9 protein-coding genes are annotated in these 18,259 nt (G+C 65.7%); 2 read left to right on the top strand and 7 right to left on the bottom strand.

What is annotated here, in order from left to right; genetic code table 11:
- Position 1: 1 nt before the first annotated feature.
- Together CH285_RS26745 and CH285_RS26740 are read left to right on the top strand one after the other, a co-directional pair.
- Positions 2 to 3,319 (top strand): arabinosyltransferase domain-containing protein, encoded by a 3,318-nt coding sequence (locus CH285_RS26745; protein WP_094643112.1) that lies wholly within the window; start codon positions 2 to 4, stop codon positions 3,317 to 3,319.
- Between the two features lie 305 nt (positions 3,320 to 3,624).
- Positions 3,625 to 4,596, top strand: coding sequence for a hypothetical protein (locus CH285_RS26740; protein WP_094643113.1), 972 nt, complete (start codon positions 3,625 to 3,627; stop codon positions 4,594 to 4,596).
- A gap of 163 nt (positions 4,597 to 4,759) precedes the next feature.
- Here the strand turns inward: CH285_RS26740 and CH285_RS26735 are convergent, their stop codons facing one another.
- The 7 genes from CH285_RS26735 to CH285_RS26705 form a co-directional block, all read right to left on the bottom strand.
- The gene (locus tag CH285_RS26735) at positions 4,760 to 6,304 is read right to left on the bottom strand and encodes an acyl-CoA carboxylase subunit beta (protein ID WP_027494804.1); all 1,545 of its coding nucleotides are present in this window, start codon (positions 6,302 to 6,304) and stop codon (positions 4,760 to 4,762) included.
- 3 nt (positions 6,305 to 6,307) lie between these two features.
- Positions 6,308 to 11,347, bottom strand: a complete 5,040-nt coding sequence (pks13, locus tag CH285_RS26730; RefSeq protein ID WP_094643114.1) for a polyketide synthase Pks13 — start codon at positions 11,345 to 11,347, stop codon at positions 6,308 to 6,310.
- 42 nt (positions 11,348 to 11,389) lie between these two features.
- Positions 11,390 to 13,288 (bottom strand): long-chain-fatty-acid--AMP ligase FadD32, encoded by a 1,899-nt coding sequence (fadD32, locus tag CH285_RS26725; protein WP_032382997.1) that lies wholly within the window; start codon positions 13,286 to 13,288, stop codon positions 11,390 to 11,392.
- A 179-nt stretch (positions 13,289 to 13,467) separates the two neighbouring features.
- Complete coding sequence (locus CH285_RS26720) at positions 13,468 to 14,466, bottom strand: LLM class F420-dependent oxidoreductase (RefSeq protein ID WP_027494807.1); 999 nt, start codon at positions 14,464 to 14,466, stop codon at positions 13,468 to 13,470.
- A 289-nt stretch (positions 14,467 to 14,755) separates the two neighbouring features.
- Positions 14,756 to 15,709 carry a cutinase family protein gene (locus tag CH285_RS26715; RefSeq protein WP_027494808.1) on the bottom strand — a complete coding sequence of 318 codons (954 nt, stop codon included), beginning with the start codon at positions 15,707 to 15,709 and terminating at the stop codon, positions 14,756 to 14,758.
- A gap of 9 nt (positions 15,710 to 15,718) precedes the next feature.
- Positions 15,719 to 16,270, bottom strand: a complete 552-nt coding sequence (locus tag CH285_RS26710; protein ID WP_032374174.1) for a DUF732 domain-containing protein — start codon at positions 16,268 to 16,270, stop codon at positions 15,719 to 15,721.
- 83 nt (positions 16,271 to 16,353) lie between these two features.
- Entirely contained in the window at positions 16,354 to 18,255 is a 1,902-nt protein-coding gene (locus CH285_RS26705; RefSeq protein WP_094643115.1) for an alpha/beta hydrolase-fold protein, read from the bottom strand.
- Between the last annotated feature and the right edge of the window lie 4 nt (positions 18,256 to 18,259).

Genomic DNA, 18,259 nt, shown 5'->3' with positions numbered 1-18,259 from the left:
CGTGCCCGACGTCGTGACAGATTCATCAGCTGGTCCCCCCGTCCCCGCTCCGCTCGGAGCCTCGGACGAACTTCGTGCTCAGGTACGGATTCCCCGGCTGATCGCGATGGTGGCCGGCATACTCGGCGTGCTGTTCGCACTGATCACTCCGTTCGCACCCGTCACGCAGACCACCGCGAGTATCGAGTGGCCGCAGAACGGGCTCCTACAGGACGTGGACGCCCCACTGGTGTCCCAGGCACCCCTGCGACTGTCCGCAACCCTCCCGTGCTCTGCTGTGGCCGCACTACCCGCGTCGGGCGGGCTGTTGCTGGCGACCGCACCCCCGCAAGGTGAGGGTGCCGCCCTCAACAGCCTGTTCGTTCGCGTCGGCGAGTCGAACGTCGATGTCCTCGACCGCAACGTCGTCGTCGCGACGGCACCGCGCGCCGACGTCCAGAGCACGCGCTGCGCCGCCATCGAGATCACCTCGAACGACCAGTACACCTCCGCGGCCTTTACCGGACTGACCGACGAGAGCGGCCAACCCGTCCAGGGTCGGCTCGACGGCGATCTCCGTCCGCAGGTCGTCGGCATCTTCAGTGATCTCAGTGGCGCGGCCCCGGCCGACATGTCGGTCACAGTCGACGTCGACTCCCGCTTCTCGTCGACTCCGACCATCCTGAAGTCGTTGATCATGGTGCTGGCGATCGCCTGCACGTTGCTGGCCATGGGCGCGCTCGCACGGCTCGACGGCACCGACCGCCGCGCGCACCGCCGCTTCTTCCCGTCGCACTGGTGGAAGTTCACCGGCGTCGACGTCACGGTTCTCGGAGTCCTCGTCGGCTGGCACTTCGTCGGAGCCAACACCTCCGACGACGGCTACCTGCTCACCATGGCCCGCGCGGCCGAACATTCCGGCTACATGGCCAACTACTTCCGCTGGTTCGGCGTCCCCGAGGCACCGTTCGGCTGGTACTACGACGTCCTGGCCGTCTTCGCCAAGATCTCGACCGCAAGCCCGTGGATGCGCCTGCCCGCCCTGATCGCCGGAGTCCTGTGCTGGATGGTGATCAGCCGCGAGGTGGTGCCGCGACTCGGACGCGCGGTGCGCAAATCGAACGTGGCGCTGTGGACCGGCGGATTGGTGTTCCTCGCCTTCTGGCTCCCGTACAACAACGGACTGCGTCCCGAGCCGATCGTCGCCCTCGGCGCATTGCTGACCTGGTGCTCGATCGAACGCTCCATCGCCACCGGCAGACTGCTCCCAGCCGCAGCGGCCTGCCTCATCGGTGCCTTCACCCTGGCCGCCGCACCCACCGGATTGATGTGTGTGGCAGCGCTTCTCGCCGGAGCCCGGCCCATCGCTCGCATCGTGGTCCGACGTCACCGGCAGGTCGGCACCCTCGCCATGCTGGCACCGTTGGCCGCTGCCGGGGTACTCGTCCTCGTCGTCGTGTTCGCCGACCAGACCTTCGCGACGGTCATCGAATCCACCCGAGTGCGCACCATCATCGGCCCCAACGAGGCGTGGTACCAAGACTTCCTGCGGTACTACTACCTCTTCGTCCAGACCGTCGACGGTTCCGTGGCCCGCCGCTTCGCGTTCCTCGCGATGCTCCTGTGCCTGTTCACCACGCTGTTCGTGCTCCTGCGCCGCCGGCGCATTCCCGGCATCGCGAACGGGCCTGCCTGGCGACTGCTCGGCGTCGTCCTCGGAACCATCTTCTTCATGATGTTCAACCCCACCAAGTGGACTCACCACTTCGGTTCCTACGCCGGAATCGCCGGTGGGCTCGCCGCGCTGACCGCAGTGGCCGTCTCGGCCAGTGCACTGCGCTCACGCCGAAACCGATCCCTGTTCACGGCCGGCCTGATGTTCGTACTCGCACTGTCGTTCTCGGGCATCAACGGGTACTGGTACGTCTCGAGCTACGGCGTGCCGTGGTTCGACAAGACGGTCTCGCTCGGCGGCAACGAATCCGGCTCGCTGTTCCTCGTCCTCTTCGGACTGGTTCTCGCCGTCGCGGCATTCCAATACCTACGTGAGGGATACGCACCGCCACAACCGAAACCGACGTCGGCCCGCGGTAGACGCATTCGCACGTTCGCTGCCGCACCACTGACCGTCATCGCCGGAATCATGGTGCTGTTCGAGGTCCTCTCCCTCGTCAAGGGTGCCGTCTCCCAATATCCCGCCTACTCGCTCGCACGCTCCAATGTGCAATCGGTACTGGGCAATTCGTGCGGACTCGCCAACGACGTGCTCGTCGAAGCCGATCCCAACGCGGACGTATTGAGCCCCCTCCCAGGTGAATTCGATCCCGTCGCAGGCCCCCTCGGCGGAGCCAGCGACACCCTGCGCAACTTCACCGCCAACGGAATCCCCAGCGACCTCAGCGCCGACGCCGTGGAAGTCAAACCAGGACAAGGCAATACCGACCAACAAGCCGTCGGCCCCGCCTTCGAGGAAGGCCAGAGCTCGGGCACAGCAGGAGGCACCGGCGCACTGGGCGTCAACGGCTCCACCGCCGCCCTGCCCTTCGGACTCGACCCCGCCACCACACCCGTCCTCGGCTCCTACCAAGAAGGAATTCAGGAACCGGCCGAGGCCACCTCGAGCTGGTACCAGCTACCCGCCCGCAGCGACGACGCACCACTTGTCGTGTTCTCCGCAGCCGGACGTATCTGGTCCTACGACGACACCGGTGCCCTCACCTACGGCCAGTCGCTGCTGCTCGAATACGGCAAGCGCCAGCCCGACGGAAGCGTCCAGGCACAGGGCACCTACCTGCCTCGGGACATCGGACCCGCACCCTCGTGGCGCAACCTGCGAGTTCCGTTGGCAGACATCGCACCCGACGCCGACGCCGTCCGCATCGTCGCCAACGACCCCAACCTCACCGGCGACCAGTGGCTCGCATTCACCCCGCCGCGAGTACCGGTGATGGAGAATCTGAACACCATGATCGGCAGTGAGCAGCCCGTTCTGCTCGACTGGGCCGTCGGACTCCAGTTCCCGTGCCAACGGCCGTTCGACCACCGCTACGGCGTCGCCGAGGTACCGGGCTACCGCATCCTCCCCGACCGCCCACTGGCCGTCAGCTCCACCGACACCTGGCAATCCGGCGAGAACGGCGGACCGCTCGGATGGTCCGAACTACTCGCCAAGCCAGTTGCCGTCCCCACCTACCTCAAAAACGACTGGGCCAGGGACTGGGGCTCACTCGAGCGCTACGAGCAGTACTACCCCAACGCCGTGCCCGCAGACCTACAAACCGGAGAAACCACGCGATCGGGATTCTACGAAGACGGAAAGCTGCGAGTCTTCGAGAAATAGTCCACCCAGCCTCGCCCGCCCCTCCGCGTGGTGTCGCCCGCTCCTTTTTGGGATCAATGTCCCTTTGTTGCACTCTGACTGACTGAATCCCGCATTCATTCGGACGGGGGTTGGCGTACGGCCGATGGAGCGGGGTTTGGCGCACGATCGATGGATCGGGGGCTTACCACCGACCCCCGACAGTCTTCGCTGCACAAGACACGCCCTCGAGACATTTGTGCACAACCTCGTCGACCATCCACAGGGAACCCCTGAACGGCCGTTTTCGACGTCGAAGTGTCAGTGTCGCGTTCGACAGTCGAGGCATGAAACGGGGAGTTTGGGCCACAGACCTATCAATGCTCGAGGACGTCGCCGATCACGGCGTCGTGACAAGGGCACAGCTTCGCTCGGCCGGTGTCGCGGACGGGACGGTAGCCGGCCGATGCGCAGCCGGCGGACCCTGGCAGCACTTGCTGCCAGGGGTGGTGCTGCTGCACAACGGCTTCCCATCTCACCGACAGCGAATGGCTGCTGCCCTGGCGTACGGCGGTCCACACAGCATCCTCACTGGGAACGCGGCATTGAGTGTGCATGGCTTGGGGCCGAATCCACCGTCGAATGAAGTTCACATTCTCGTCCCGAACGAGATGCAGCGAGCATCCGTCAAATTCGTCCGATCCGAACGCACCTGGCGCATGCCCGAAGCCGTGTTCGACCACGGTCCGCGCTGCGCTCCGGTATCCCGGAGTGTCGTCGACGCGACCCGCGCAGTACGCGGACGATCTCAGTGCACGGCTCTGATTGCGGAGATCATCAGACGGGGTGCGGCATCACTCGAAGAGCTGGCAATCGAATTGGCGGAGGGGCCGAGACGCTACAGCGCATCGACACGGTTGGCTATCCGGGATCTGGAAGGAAACGCTCACTCCGTCGCCGAGGCGGACGCTCAACGGCTCTACCGATCGAGCGGACTCCCACCAATGATTCACAATGCCCGGCTGTTCACCTCGGACGGTATATTCCTCGGTAGCCCCGACGGCTTCCTCGACACAGTCTGCTTCGGGTGGGAGATCGACTCCCTCGCTCATCACCTCTCGCCGATCGATCATGCGAACACGATGGCTCGCCGAGCTCTCCTGCAACGCCACGGCGCAATCGTGGTGTCACATCTGCCGCAAGACATTCGGGACGACCCCCAGCGCGTGCTCGCGGATCTTCGGGCCGGCTATCAACAGGCTCTGGCGCGGCCCCGTCCGAACCTCGTTCTTCGACGGAGCGCGACGTCGACCGGATGAATGTCTCTTGCAAGCACTCCAACTGCAACAAAGCCACATTCATTCGCTACTGGCTCGGGGAGACCAACGAATGAATGCGGCTTTGTTGCAGTCAGAGCGACTGAAACCCACATTGATCCCAAAAGGAAGCGAAGCGACCCCGACGCAGGACGGGCGCGCTTGGCTAGATCGGCAGCAAAGAGTGCTTACGCGGACTCTTGTGTACTTCCTTGTCTTTCAAGATGTGCAGAGCCTTGCGAATTTCGAGGCGCGTCTGCGAGGGCTCGATGACGGCGTCGATGTAGCCACGCTCGGCGGCGATCCACGGCGTTGCGACATGCTCGTTGTAGAAGTTGATCAGTTGCTTGCGCAGCGCCGGAGCGTTCTCGCCTGCTTCGGCGAGTTGCTTGCGACTCATGATGTTGATGGCACCTTCGGCACCCATGACGGCGATGCGGGCGGTCGGCCAGGCGAGGTTGATGTCGGATCCGAGCTGCTTCGAGCCCATCACCGCGTATCCGCCGCCGTACGACTTACGAATGACGACAGTCAGTTTCGGCACCGTCGCTTCGACGAACGAGAAGATGAAGCGGCCACCGCGATGGATGACGCCGAGGGTTTCCTGGTCGACGCCGGGCAGGAAGCCGGGTGTGTCGACGAGGAAGATGATCGGAATGTTGTAGGCGTCGCTGAGGCGGATGAACCGCGCACATTTGTCCGCTGCCTTCGCGTCGAGTGCCCCGGACAGGTGCATCGGCTGATTGGCGACGATTCCCACCGGACGACCGTCGACGCGGGCGAAGCCGGTGATGACGTTCTGTGCAGTCTGGGCGGCGATCTCGTGGAACTCGCCGTCGTCGAAGATGCGCAGGATGATGTCGTGCATGTCGTAACCGGCGTTGTCGGCGTCGGGCATGAACGAGTCGAGCGTGCGATCGGATTCGGTGATCTCCGGCTCGAGCCCCGGGTTGATCACCGGTGCCTCTTCCTGGCAGCTCGACGGCAGGTAGCTCAGGTAGTTCCGAATCCAGTCGAATGCGGCCTTCTCGTCGGCAGCGACGTGGTGCACGTTGCCGTTGATGGCCTGGACGCGGGCACTGCCGAGTTCGTCGAGGCTGACGTCCTCGCCGGTGACGGACTTGATGACGTCCGGTCCGGTGACGAACATGTACGCCTCTTCGGTGGCGACGACGATGTCGGTGTTGATCGGTGCGTACACCGCGCCACCGGCGCATTTGCCGAGGATCAGCGAGATCTGCGGGCACAGGCCGGAGAGCGCCTCATGGCGTCGACCCAGTTCGGCGTACCACGCGAGGGAGGTGACGGCGTCCTGCACGCGAGCTCCACCGGAGTCGTTGATGCCGACGACCGGGCAGCCCATCTTGATCGCGAAGTCCATGATGCCGGCGACCTTGCGGCCGAACATCTCGCCGACGGTTCCGCCGAACACGGTCTGATCGTGTGAGAACACTGCGATCGGACGGCCGTCGACGGTTCCGTGCCCGGTGACGACGCCGTCGCTGTAGAGGGCACCCGGATCGTTCGGGGCCTTCACCAGCGCGCCGATCTCGACGAAACTGCCGGGGTCGAGCAGCGAGTTCACGCGATCTCGGGCGCTGGGTATGCCCTTCTTGGCGCGCTTGGCGATGCCGATCTCGCCGGCCGGTTCCTTGGCCAGTTCCAGCCTCGCCCGTAGCTCGGCCAGCTTCTCCGCAGTGGTGCCACTCAAAATCTACGCTCCGGTTCTTGCAGACTCGATGTTCTCGAGCGTCTTCGACAGATGGGCCGCAATTTTTCCAATGTACGGCTCGTCGACGACCGCGAGGTGGTCGCCTCCGACGTAGACGATCTCGAGGTCCTTGACCACCGGTCCCCAACCACCGTGCTCTTCGCGGGTGGCGTATGCGGGCTCGAGGGCGATCGCGTCGTCGTGGTACTTGTCGGCGAGGTACAGCGTGACGTGCCCGCCGTACTCCTTGAGCTCGGCCGTCTGGATAGCCCGATTGTCGAGCCACGACGTCCGCTGATGCTCGATGATTCCGCCGGGGATCTTTGCCCCACTGAGCTTGACCAGATCGGTGATGATCCGAATCTGGCCCTCGTCGTCGGAGTCGACCAACTTGTCGTACGGGATCGGGTAGTCGACGTTGTACGTCTTCTTCGCGAACGCCGCGTACCGCTCCCAACGCTTGCGGACTTCGTCCTTGGTGTCGGGGATCTTGGTGCCGGGCATGACGGTATCGAGCAGCCCCACGTAGGCGACCTCGATGCCTTCCTCTTCCATCTGACGCGCCACCTCGTAGGCGAGGATGCCGCCGAGCGACCATCCGACGAACACGTACGGTCCCTCGGGCTGGATCGCCTTGATCAACGGCACGTACTCCGCGGCGCGCTTGGCAATGGGTCCTTCGACGCGCTCGAGGCCGTACATGGGCGTGCCTGCCGGCAGCTTCCGCAGCAACGGCTCGTAGGCGACGGTGGAGCTACCGGCCGAGTGGAACGCGAATACCGGTGTGGCCGTGGAGCCCTCGGGACGGGCCCGAAGATTGCGCACGACACCGTCGATCTCGCCGTCCTCGAGATGCGGGCGTACCTTGTCGGCGAGCTGCTCGATGGTCTCCGAGTCCAGTACGTCGTCGAAGGTGATCTCGCCGCCGGCCCGCTCGGTCAGGCGCGCGGCCAACTTCTCGGCCGTCTCGTCGTCGAGGATCGGCAGGGTGTTGAAGATGCCCTTGGCCGATTCCTTCGTCACCACTGCCCACGTTGCGAACGTCATCCGCTCGGCGTTGTCACGTGGGGGCACATCGGATCCGGCGGCCTCGGCGAACGCTTCCTTGCCGCCCAGGTCGGTCTGCGCTGCGACCACCGGTGCGGGTTGGTATTCCGCACTCGGCACCGCGGTCTCCGGTGCGGCGACGGCCGTCTCCAACGCTTCGTCGCGTGCAGTCGCGCCACTCTCGGCAGCCTGCTCGGCAGCCTTTTCGGCGGCCTGCTTGTCTGCCAGCGCCTGCACCTCGTCGCGGTTCTCGATCGCGTAGCGCAGGTACTTCTCCACCTCACGCAGGTTCGCATCACGCACGGCCTGCAATTGCACTGTGGGGATGTCGAATTCGTACTCGACGCGGTTCTTGATCCGAACGGCGCTGAGCGAATCCAGCCCCAGTTCGATCAGCGGCACCTCGGGAGGCAGGTCCTCGGGTGCGTAGCCCATCGACTCGGCGACAATGATCGCCAACCGATCTTCGAGCTTCTGATTGCCGTTGGGATCCCAGCGGTCACCGAACGTCTCGACGACCTCGGGCAACTCTTCCATCGGAGACGAGGATCGCTCTTCCACCGCCACAACGGGTTCCGGCCGCACATCGCCCGAGGTGACGACAGCCTCGTGCAGCAGGGTGAACGCCGAGCCCTCGTGTGCATGGACCTGGACCGACGCCCCACCGAGGTGCGAGGTCAATGTGGTGACGACCGTGCCGCCCGCGGGCACCGATGCATGCGAGACCGAAGCACCCAGAGCCACATCGGAGAACACCTGCGAGGCAGCGGCGGTGACCAACGCATCGAATCCCGAGACGGCCGAGGCCTGAACTTCCCAGACGTGGCGGCCGTCGGGCAACGCCACCCGGGCACCGGGAACGCGAGAGTTACCGCTGGAGCTGACCTGCGAGTTGAGCCAGAACTCCTTGCGCAAGTACGCCGTTCGCGGAATTGCAGCGTACGGACCCGACTCGAACAGCGTCGCCAGTTCCAGCGCGTGACCGTGCACGTACAGCTGCGCCAGCGCGGCGAGGAACGTGTCTGCCTCGTCTTCCTTGCGCTTGAGCGTCGGAATCAACGTGGCGTCGGCCAGGCCGGCAGCCCACGCGGTAGCGGCAACCGACATCAGCGCGACGGGATTGGGGGCGAGCTCCACGAACGTCGTATGCCCGTCTCCCACAGCAACATTGACGGCCTGGGTGAACCAGACCGGGTGACGCATTCCCTTGGTCCAGTAGTCGACGCCGTGAATCGCCGCATGTCCGACGCGGTAGTGCGCCTCACGATCGACCGAGGAGTAGACCCCGGCGGTGAGCTTGCTCGGTTCGATTCCGGCGAGCTCGGCTGCGAGCTCACCGAGCAGTACGTCGACTGCCGCGGTGTGTCCTGCTCCCTTGACGTCGAGCAGCCGGGCCATTTTGCCTGCGGCCTCGGCCTTTTCGACGAGGGCTTCGACCTCGGCGCGGGGCCCGCCAACCGTGGTGTGCGTGGGCGCGGCGTACACGCAGGGCTCCACGTTCGGGAACTGATCGGTGAGGGTCTTGACCTCGTCGGGGGTGTACTCGACGAGTGCCATGGCACCCTGCGAGGCGGCACCGAGGCCGTCCTGGCCCTCGGCCAGCAGCCGCGAGCGGGCGTAGATGATGCGGACGGCGTCTTCGAGGTTCAGGCCTCCGGCAACGTACGCGGCGGCGACCTCACCCATCGAGTGGCCGATGACGGCCGACGGCTCCGCACCGTGTGCGCGAAGCGTTGCGGCCAAGGCGATCTGGATGACGAAGATAGCGACCTGGGAGTTCTCGAACTCGTAGGTCTGCGAGTCGTCGAGGATGATCTCGCGGATGGAGTAGCCGGCTTCGTCGACGAGCAGCTCGTCCACCTTGTCCACCTCGGCGGCGAACACGGCGTTGGTTCGGTACAGCCGCGATGCCATCTTGCGGTGCTGCGAGCCGAATCCGGAGAACACCCACACTGCGCCGTTGGACGCAGGCGAGTCCGCGGAGAACACGCCCGGTCCGGGCTTGCCTGCCGCGATGGCGCGCAATCCGGCGATGGCCTCGGCTGTGGTGGACGCGAGAACCACTGCGCGCGAACGCCCGTGGTTACGCCGAGCCAATGTACGGCCGACATCGACGAGAGGCGTCGTGCTGCCTTCTTCGGTCTCGAGCCAGTCGGCCAGTTCCGACGCCGCGCGCTTACGACGCGACGGCAACGCGGCCGATACCGCGAGAATCACTGTCTCCGGCGCACTGTCGGACTCCGCCAGGATGGTCTCGGCCTCGGCGACCGGGCTGGTCGTCTCGGCGTCGAGCTGCTCCTCGTAGACGCCCTCCACCACCGCGGCTTCGGGATCCACGGCAGCGGGGTCGAATTCGGCCGAGGTCTCACCCGGTACGTACTCGCGTACGACGACGTGGGCGTTGGTGCCGCCGAAGCCGAAACCGGAGATGCCGGCGACGGCCTTGCCGGTGTACCGCGGCCAGTCGGTGGCCTCCGGGATGACCTTCAGGTGCGCCTTGTCGAAGTCGATGTACGGGTTGGGGCCCACGTAGTTCAGTGACGCCGGGAGTTTGTTCTCCTGCATCGCCAGCACGACCTTGATCAAACCTGCTGCGCCTGCGGCAGATTCGAGGTGTCCGAAGTTCGTCTTCGCCGAGCCGAGCAGTGCCGGCTTGTCCGCGTCGCGGCCACGGCCGACCACGCGGCCGAGCGCATCGGCCTCGATGGGATCGCCCAGAATGGTTCCGGTGCCGTGCGCTTCGATGTAGTCCACGCCCGACGGGTTGATGCCGGCGTCGCGGTACGCGAATCGCAGTGCGTCGGCCTGTGCATCGGGGTTCGGCGCGAGCAGTCCGTTGGAGCGGCCGTCCTGGTTGATGGCGGATCCGGCGATGACGGCGAGCACCTGATCGCCGTCTCGCTCGGCGTCCTCGAGTCGCTTGAGCACGACGAGTCCGCCGCCCTCGGAGCGAATCATGCCGTTCGCGTCGGACGAGAACGCCTTGATCTTGCCGTCGGGTGCCAGCACACCGGTCTGGCCGAAGCCCACGGTGATCGGCGGGGCGAGCAGCATGTTGACGCCACCCGCCACGGCCAGATCGGATTCGCCGGTACGCAGGCTGCGCACTGCCTGGTGAACGGCCACGAGAGACGACGAGCAGGCGGTGTCGACGGCGATCGACGGCCCGCGGAAGTCGTAGAAGTACGACACGCGGTTGGCGACGATGGCGGTGGAGGTGCCGGTGAGTGCGTAGGGGTGCACGGCCGGGTCGCTGACGGCGATGAGCTGGTAGTCGTTGGACGAGCTGCCGATGAAGACGCCGACCTGGCTGCCCTTGACCGAGCTCGCCGGGATGTGCGCGTGCTCGAGCGCTTCCCAGGTCAGTTCCAGCGCGAGGCGCTGCTGCGGGTCGACGTTGACGACCTCGTTGGGCGACATCGCGAAGAACTCGGCGTCGAAGGTCTTGACGTCGTCGAGGTAGCCACCCTTGGTGACCGTCGCATCGACGGCTGCGGCGATGACGGGATCGGAGGTGAATTCCTTCCACCGGCCCTCGGGCAGGTCGGTGATGCCGTCGCGGCCCTCGATGAGCAGCGACCACATCTCCTCGGGGGTGTGACCGGTGCCGGGGAAGCGCGACGACAGTCCGACGATCGCGATGTCGTGGGCGTCGCCCGACTGCACTCCGCTGGTGTAGAACGCGTCGTCGACGGTACCCACCGGCTCGTCGGGTTCGCCCTCGATGATGATCTTGGCCAGAGACGCGATGGTGGGGTGCTGGTAGACGACGGTCGCGGTCAGCGTGACCCCCACCAGCTCCTCGATCTCACCGCTCAGTGCGACGGCATCGCGAGAGGACAGACCGAATTCCTCCATCGGACGGTCGTCGGAGATGGCCGACGCGGGTTGACCCGTCGCGTCTGCAACCCAGTTGCGTAGCCAATCCCGCAGTTGGGCGACCGTGAGGTCCGTCCCGTCGGCACTCTGAATCTTGTCTGTCTCTTGTTCAGCCATTACTCACCAAGCTATGTATCGAAGGAACGGGAGGCCCAGAGATCAGTCGGGTAGTTCGGCGTCCGGGAATGCCGTCTGCTGGTAACCGCCGCGCAGGGTGCCCTCGATGTAGGCGGCCTTGCACGCGCGTCGGGCGATCTTGCCGCTCGACGTACGCGGGATGGAACCGGCCGGGACGAGCAGGACGTCGCGGACCGTGACGCCGTGCCGCGCCGAGACTGCGGTGCGCACCTCGTCGGCGATCGGAGCCGGGTCTGCCTTGCCCGAGCCGGGAGCGCGCTCGGCAACGATGACGAGCTGCTCGGAGCTGTCGTCCGAATCCTTGGTCAACGCGGCACCACTGAACTCGAACACGACGTCCGGCAGCTGGTTGAGCGGCACCGCGAACGCCGCCACGAAGCCCGGCCGCAGAGCCTTGCTTGCTTCCTGCGCCGAGAACTCGATGTCCTGGGGGTAGTGATTGCGGCCGTCGACGATGACGAGGTCCTTCACGCGGCCGGTGATGTAGAGCTCGCCGTCGTGATAGACGCCGAAGTCTCCGGTGCGCATCCAGTTGGCGCCCTCGGGGGCCCCGGTGGCGTGCGAACCGTCGGCGACGCGGTGGACGAGCTTGTTGTGGAAGGTTTCGCTGGTCTCGGTCTCTCGACCCCAGTAGCCCTTGCCGATGTTCTCGCCGTGCAGCCAGATCTCGCCGACGTGTTCGTCGGGCACCTCGGTGGCGGTTTCGGAGTCGACGATCGCGGCCCACTGACTCCGGGCGACGGTTCCGGTCGATACCTGCGGGATGGCTCCGGGAGCGTCGGGTGCGACGACGACGAAGTTGCCTGCGTTCAGCTCGACACGGTCGACGTAGACGACCTTGGCCTCGTCGGCGTGCTTGCTCGTCGAGACGAACAGCGTGGCCTCGGCCATGCCGTACGACGGCTTGATCGCGGACTTCGGCAGACCGTACGGACCGAAGGCCTCGTTGAACTTCTTCATCGACGACGTGGTGACGGGCTCGCTGCCGTTGATCAGGCCGATGACGTTCGACAGGTCGAGACTTTCACCGTTCTTGGGCAGTCCGCGCTGGGCGGCGTGCTCGAACGCGAAGTTCGGTGCCGCGGCGAACGTGCCTGCTCCGTCGGAGACAGCGGCGAGTTCCTTGATCCAGCGCCACGGCCGCTGCACGAACGCGCGCGGGCTCATGATCGTGATGTATTTGCCACCGAGGGCCGGGAGGATGACGGTGAGCAGACCCATGTCGTGGAACATCGGCAGCCAGGTGACGCCGCGCGAGTCGTAGTTGATCTCCATGCTGTCGACCATCTGCAGCGCGTTGACGCCGACCGCGCGGTGCGTGATCTCGACGCCGGCCGGGGTTCGCGTCGAACCGGACGTGTACTGCAGGTAGGCGATGTCGTCCAACCCTGCATTGGGCTCGACCCACGTCTCGCCGACGCTGTCGGGAACGGCGTCGACGGCGATGATGCGGGGCCGCTCGGCAGCGGGGAGCGCGCGGAAGAACGCCCGAACGCCCGCCGCGGAGTTGCTGGCGGTGAGGATCGCGCTGGGCTTGCAGTCGCCGAGGACGGCATGCAGGCGGTCGGTGTGGCCGGGCTCGTCGGGATCGAACAACGGCACCGCGATGGTGCCCGCGTAGATCGCACCGAAGAACGCGATGACGTACTCGAGGCCCTGGGGAGCGAGGATCGCCACGCGGTCACCGGGCTCGGTGACCTGCTGCAGACGGGCGGCGACAGCGCGCAGCCGCTTGCCGAACTGTGACCAGGTCAACTCGTGCGCTTCACCGTCCCGTTCCCGGGAGTAGTCCATGAACCGGTACGCGAGCGTGTCGGCGTTCTCTTCGACGTTCGCCTCGACGTGGCGGACGAGTGTCTGCCCTTCACCGATGGTGATGTGGCCGTTCTCATCGATGAAATCATCGAACGTGTGGCTCATTTGCTTCAATCTCCTCCGACACGAATCGCTGCCACACATCGTGCGTGACCTGGCCTTGCATCGACGACGTTCATCGATGCAGACCCCGAACAGCGTTTTATGTTACTAAGTGGTAACTCCAGCGGTGGCGGTTTCGGTCGACCTCGAGGCCGACTCCATGCTACCGACACGCGCCTGCGTCACTCGCCTTTCAGCAAGTCGACAACCGGAGCGAATGCTTCCATTTGTGTGGGGAAAACCCCGACATAGGACATCGTCGTCCGCGCGCGAACGTTACGGATCTGATCGGCGATTTCCTCGTACGTTCCGAAGGCGAGGTACGGCGACGACAGAATGTCCTCGACTGTGAGCTTGACATCGACGTCCACGTTGGGCGGATAACCGTTGTCCAGCGCGGCCAATGCCATCTCGGCCATCTGCTCGCGATCGTCGGTGACCACGATGGTGGTGATCGCCCAGTTCAGCTCGATGTCGTCGAACCGATCCCCTGCGGCAGCCCGGATGAGCTCGACGCGCTCGAGAGTCTTCTCGATGGTCATGCCCGAGAGCAGCAACTTACCTTCCTTCGAGGTGCTCGGCACCACGGAGATGATGTCGGCGTGCTTGGCGGCCAGCGCGAGCATCTTGGGGCCGCCGCCGCCGATGCAGATCGGCGGACGCGGTCCCTGACGCGGACGAGGGCTGCCCTTGAGACCGGTGATCGTGTAGTGCTTGCCCTCGTAATTGCATTCCTGGCCGCGCAGCAACACGTCGAGAATGTCGAGGGTCTCCGCGAGCTTCTCGATGCGGACGCCGGGACGGTCGTAGGTGATGCCGGCCTTGTCGTATTCCTCGCGCATCCAGCCCGCGCCGAGTCCGAGTTCGAGCCGTCCGCCGGAGAGCACATCGATGGTTGCCGCGTCCTTGGCGAGCACCGCGGGATGGCGGAAGCCGTTGGCGAGCACCGCCGTGCCGAGCCGAATCTTGTCGGTGGCGACGGCGAGAGCTCCGAGCGCCGCGATCGGCCCGACCTGATTACCGAGATGATCGGGAATCATGAAGCTGTCGTAACCCAGTTCCTCGGCCTGCTGAGCCAGCTTGATGAACTTCCGAGCCCCGCCCTCCTCCGCGTTTCCCTCTCCGCCTGCAGCGAAGCGGAATTTGCGCGGCCCGGGGGTCGCGGCCTCGGCGGAACTCATCTATTGCTCTCCTCTGGGGTCTGGAGCGGCCGGCACCTGGGGTCTGAGGTGGTCGGTACCGGGGGTCTGGGCACACCGTGCGAGGGAGTCGGCCGGGGCCGATCCGCGCAGGTCCAAGGCGTCACTCTAGCCGCTCGCGGGAGCGGATCCCACCGACTGGGGGTCGCAGACCACAGGTTTGTGCCCTGCACCAGTTGGCGACACGCCGCGTTGTGACCTGTCCGTTATCGATGACACCGGTCACTGCGCTACCCACGACCCCGATCACGCCGTCGTCCACACGACCCGATCACGAGTGCGGAGGCGTCGGCGCATTCTCGATCAGATCGGCCGCCCATGCCGCCGTCCACTGGGTGGCCGTCGTGCCGGAACCGTCGACAACGAAACTGTTGTACGACGCGTGCACCGGATTGCCCGCCGCCCCGATCAGAATTTGGATGCTCTGCGGGATGTTGCGCAGCGACAGTCCATCCGACGGGGACGCACAGATCAGGTCGCCGGGTGCACAGATCTGATTGGTCCGGTCGTCGAGCGCGCCGAATCCGCCGTCCCGACGCCCCGTCATGGTGATGCCGGGGAGGTCGAGTCCCCCGAGGGCGACCTCGGCTCCGACGCCGTCGAGCGGTCCCGGCACGTCGGTACCCGACACTCCGTCGCGGCGACCGTCGGCGATGAGGGTGACACCGAGGACACGATCGGCGGAGATGGGTCCGTTACCCGCGCCGATGTCGGCCGCGATGTCGCCGGAGATGACTGCGCCCTGAGAGAAGCCGGCCATGACGAAGTTGGTCAGTGGGCATCGCGCCGCGACGTCCGACATCTTCTGTACCGCAACGTTTTTACCCTCGGTACGGCTGTTGTTGTACGACTGTTGGCCGTCCGGCGGCAGCGCGATGGGGTTCGAGAACTGTGCGACGTAGGGCACCGTGTAGACGTCCGCGCGAGATCCGGGGAACTGCTCCTGCAGCGGCCGGGTGACGTTGAGCATCAGCGACACCGGATTGGCGGTCGGGTTGTACGGGTCGTCGGTCGACGACGACTCCCACGTACCGGGGATGGCAATGACCTGGACGTCCGGGCAGTCCGCCGGTTGCGAGGTCGGCTGCTCGGGCCCCGGCGGCGGTACCGGTCCCGGTCCGGGTCCGAGACGCCCGGCGAGGAGGTACCACAGGGCCACGATGACGAGCCCGATTATCACCGCGAAGGCGATCACCGGTAGAACTCTGCGTTTACGTTTGGCCATCAGCGCGAACTACGGCGTGCAGTACGTCGCCTGCGCGGCGGCGATGTAGGTCTGGGCAGCCTGCTGGGCCTGCGTCTCGTTCATCTGCGTTCCGGCTGCACTCGCCTCGACGCCGACGTTCGCGGTGACGTAGGTCGTGATTTCGTCGGCTGCGACGCCCTGCGCCTGCGCGGCACAGATGTAGTTGGCCGTCGACACCGCGATGTCGCCGTTGCCCGCCGGAGTGACGCCCTTGCTCTTCAGCTCGTCGAGGAAACGCTGGCCGCGGTTGTCGATCTGGCTCTCCGTCGGCCCCGGGAAGTCGTCCGGCACGGCCTGGGGTTGCTCCGGCGGTGCCGTCGCAGCCTCGCCCGGGCTGGTGGTAGGAGCGACAGTAGTGGTGGTGCTCTCGGCCGCCGACGTCGACGAACTCGCCTCGGTCGTCGTCGCAGCTGCCGTGGTGGTGCTCGTCGGCGCGCCGGTGGCCGTCGAGTCGTCACTTCCACACGCCACCAGCATCGAGCTCGCCGCCACGGCGAGCACGCCGAGTGACAGAGTTCTGGCCAGAGAGTTACGCGTCATCGATCGAAATCCTTCGGTCGTCGGGTCGCAGGCGAGAGTACAGCCACGCTCTGAGAGAACTCTGAAGCCGTGACTGCCTCCGGTCACGGAGCGATCGTGGCCTTGCCGTCCTTGACGGTGATGATGCCGAACTGGAAGTTCTGTTGCTTACCGCCACCGTCGATGTCGAACTGATCGCTGGTGGGGTAGCCGAGGCGGCCACCTTCGTAGCCCACCGATCCCCAGGCGTCGAAGATCGGGCCGTACGGCATGGACCAGGCTCCGCTGACCGGGCTCCAGTAGATGTTGCCGGTCTCGAACTGATTGAACCGTCCGCCGTCCCGGATGGGGCCGATCTCGTTGGACTTGGGGAACCCGAGAGGTCCACTCTCCCAACCCAATTCACCGTACTTGCCGAGAATCATGCCCTGCACAGAATGCACGCCCGCGTCGGGAGAGGTGTAGATCGCGCCGATCTCGAAGCCCTGCACCGAGCCGGGCTTGTTGGGTGTTGCCACCTCGTCGAGCACCGGGTATCCCAGAGGACCGCCCTCGTACCCCTGGGCTGCCCACTCGTCGAGCACGGCACCCTTGACCACATGGGCTCCGGTCTGCGGCGTGAAGTAGACCATGCCGTTCTGGAAGGCGTTGAAGCGGCCGCGGCCGTCGGGAGTGGCGATCTCGCCGGTCTTCGGGAAGCCGAGCGCACCCTCGGGGCCCTTGTTGCCCTGGTAGATGCCGCCGATAGCGCCGGCAACCACCTGCGCCCCGGTGTCGGGAGTGAAGAAGACCCGACCGAACGTGAAGTCCTGAGCTCGTCCGCCTGCCACGTTGTACTCCGCGGTGAGGCAGGGACCCAACCACGAGTTCGCGCCGCTCGCATTGCCGATCATGCCCGCGACACTGCAGGTGGGCTTGTCGACCTCGACGCCGAGTGCCGTGGCGAGCTGCGGCCACAGCTGGTGCAACTCGAACTGCCAGTACGGCCACGAGTGCGTGCCCGACGGGCGGTAGTTGACCTGCGCGGGGATTCCGAGCTGGTTGAGCTTGGTGGCGAAGGTCTGGGAAGTGAGTCGCGAGAGGATCTCGAGCCCCATGCCCGCGTAGTTGGTGCTGACGCCCGGAATCGGCGACGGCTGATCGTACGGGCCGGTCGAGCCGTTGCCACTCGAGATGTAGAGGCTGACGCCCTTGAGCTTGTCGGCCAGCAGGTACGGATCGTGCTGAGCCCACAGCGAGTTGGACGGTGCGCCCCACATGGCCTTGGAGTTGTAGCCGCCGGCGTCGGTCATCGCGTACTGGATGGCCTGCGGCATGCCGAGCGAGGTGGTGGTCAGGATGCCCGACAGCGAACCGGCGAACTTGAAGAAGCCGGGGTTGCGGGCCGCGAGGAACATCGCCGACGTGCCACCCATCGACAACCCGACGACGCCACGGTTGTCGGTGCTGCGCCAGTCCTTGGCCAGGATGGGCGGCAGCTCCTTGGTCAGGAACGTCTCCCACTGGTAGTTCTTGCCGTTGTCCTGATCGACCCAGTCGGAGTAGAAGCTGGACTGTCCGCCGATCGGCAGCACGACGTTGACGTTCTTGTCGGCGAAGTAGGCCTCGGCGTCGGTCTCGGCCGTCCAGCCGTTCTCCTGGTCGGTCGCCCGGAGGCCGTCCAACATGTACACCTGCGGGAACGTGGCCTGCGGGTTGATGTTCCAGTCACGCGCGAGCAGCAGCTGCACCTGGATGGGCGTTCCCATCGAGGGCGACTGGATCCACAGCGCGACGCGGCGATCGGAGAGCCAGTCCACCGAGGTGACGGTTGCTCCACCGGTCTGGGTGTAGGCGGGGCCGGTCTGCGCCATCGGGGCGGCATGAGCAACCGGGGCTGCAGTGGCCAACGTCGTCGTCGCGAAGGGAATCATCAGCGCGGAGGCAACAGTCACTGCTGCTGCCGCTCGCCGAGCCCGTGTGCCGGCCGATGGGGTACGACCGAACCGAACAAGCCCAGTGCGCATGATG

This window comes from Rhodococcus sp. 05-2256-B1, assembly GCF_002258465.1.
GTDB lineage: Bacteria > Actinomycetota > Actinomycetes > Mycobacteriales > Mycobacteriaceae > Rhodococcoides > Rhodococcoides fascians.
Note: the sequence above shows the minus strand (reverse complement) of the source record. Positions and strands in the feature narration are given on the sequence as shown.

Coding starts and splice junctions, on each gene's coding strand:
- CH285_RS26740 (WP_094643113.1), top strand. CDS start 3,625: ATGAAACGGGGAGTTTGGGCCACAGACCTATCAATGCTCGAGGACGTC.
- pks13 (WP_094643114.1), bottom strand. CDS start 11,347: ATGGCTGAACAAGAGACAGACAAGATTCAGAGTGCCGACGGGACGGAC.
- fadD32 (WP_032382997.1), bottom strand. CDS start 13,288: ATGAGCCACACGTTCGATGATTTCATCGATGAGAACGGCCACATCACC.
- CH285_RS26720 (WP_027494807.1), bottom strand. CDS start 14,466: ATGAGTTCCGCCGAGGCCGCGACCCCCGGGCCGCGCAAATTCCGCTTC.
- CH285_RS26715 (WP_027494808.1), bottom strand. CDS start 15,709: ATGGCCAAACGTAAACGCAGAGTTCTACCGGTGATCGCCTTCGCGGTG.
- CH285_RS26710 (WP_032374174.1), bottom strand. CDS start 16,270: ATGACGCGTAACTCTCTGGCCAGAACTCTGTCACTCGGCGTGCTCGCC.
- CH285_RS26705 (WP_094643115.1), bottom strand. CDS start 18,255: ATGCGCACTGGGCTTGTTCGGTTCGGTCGTACCCCATCGGCCGGCACA.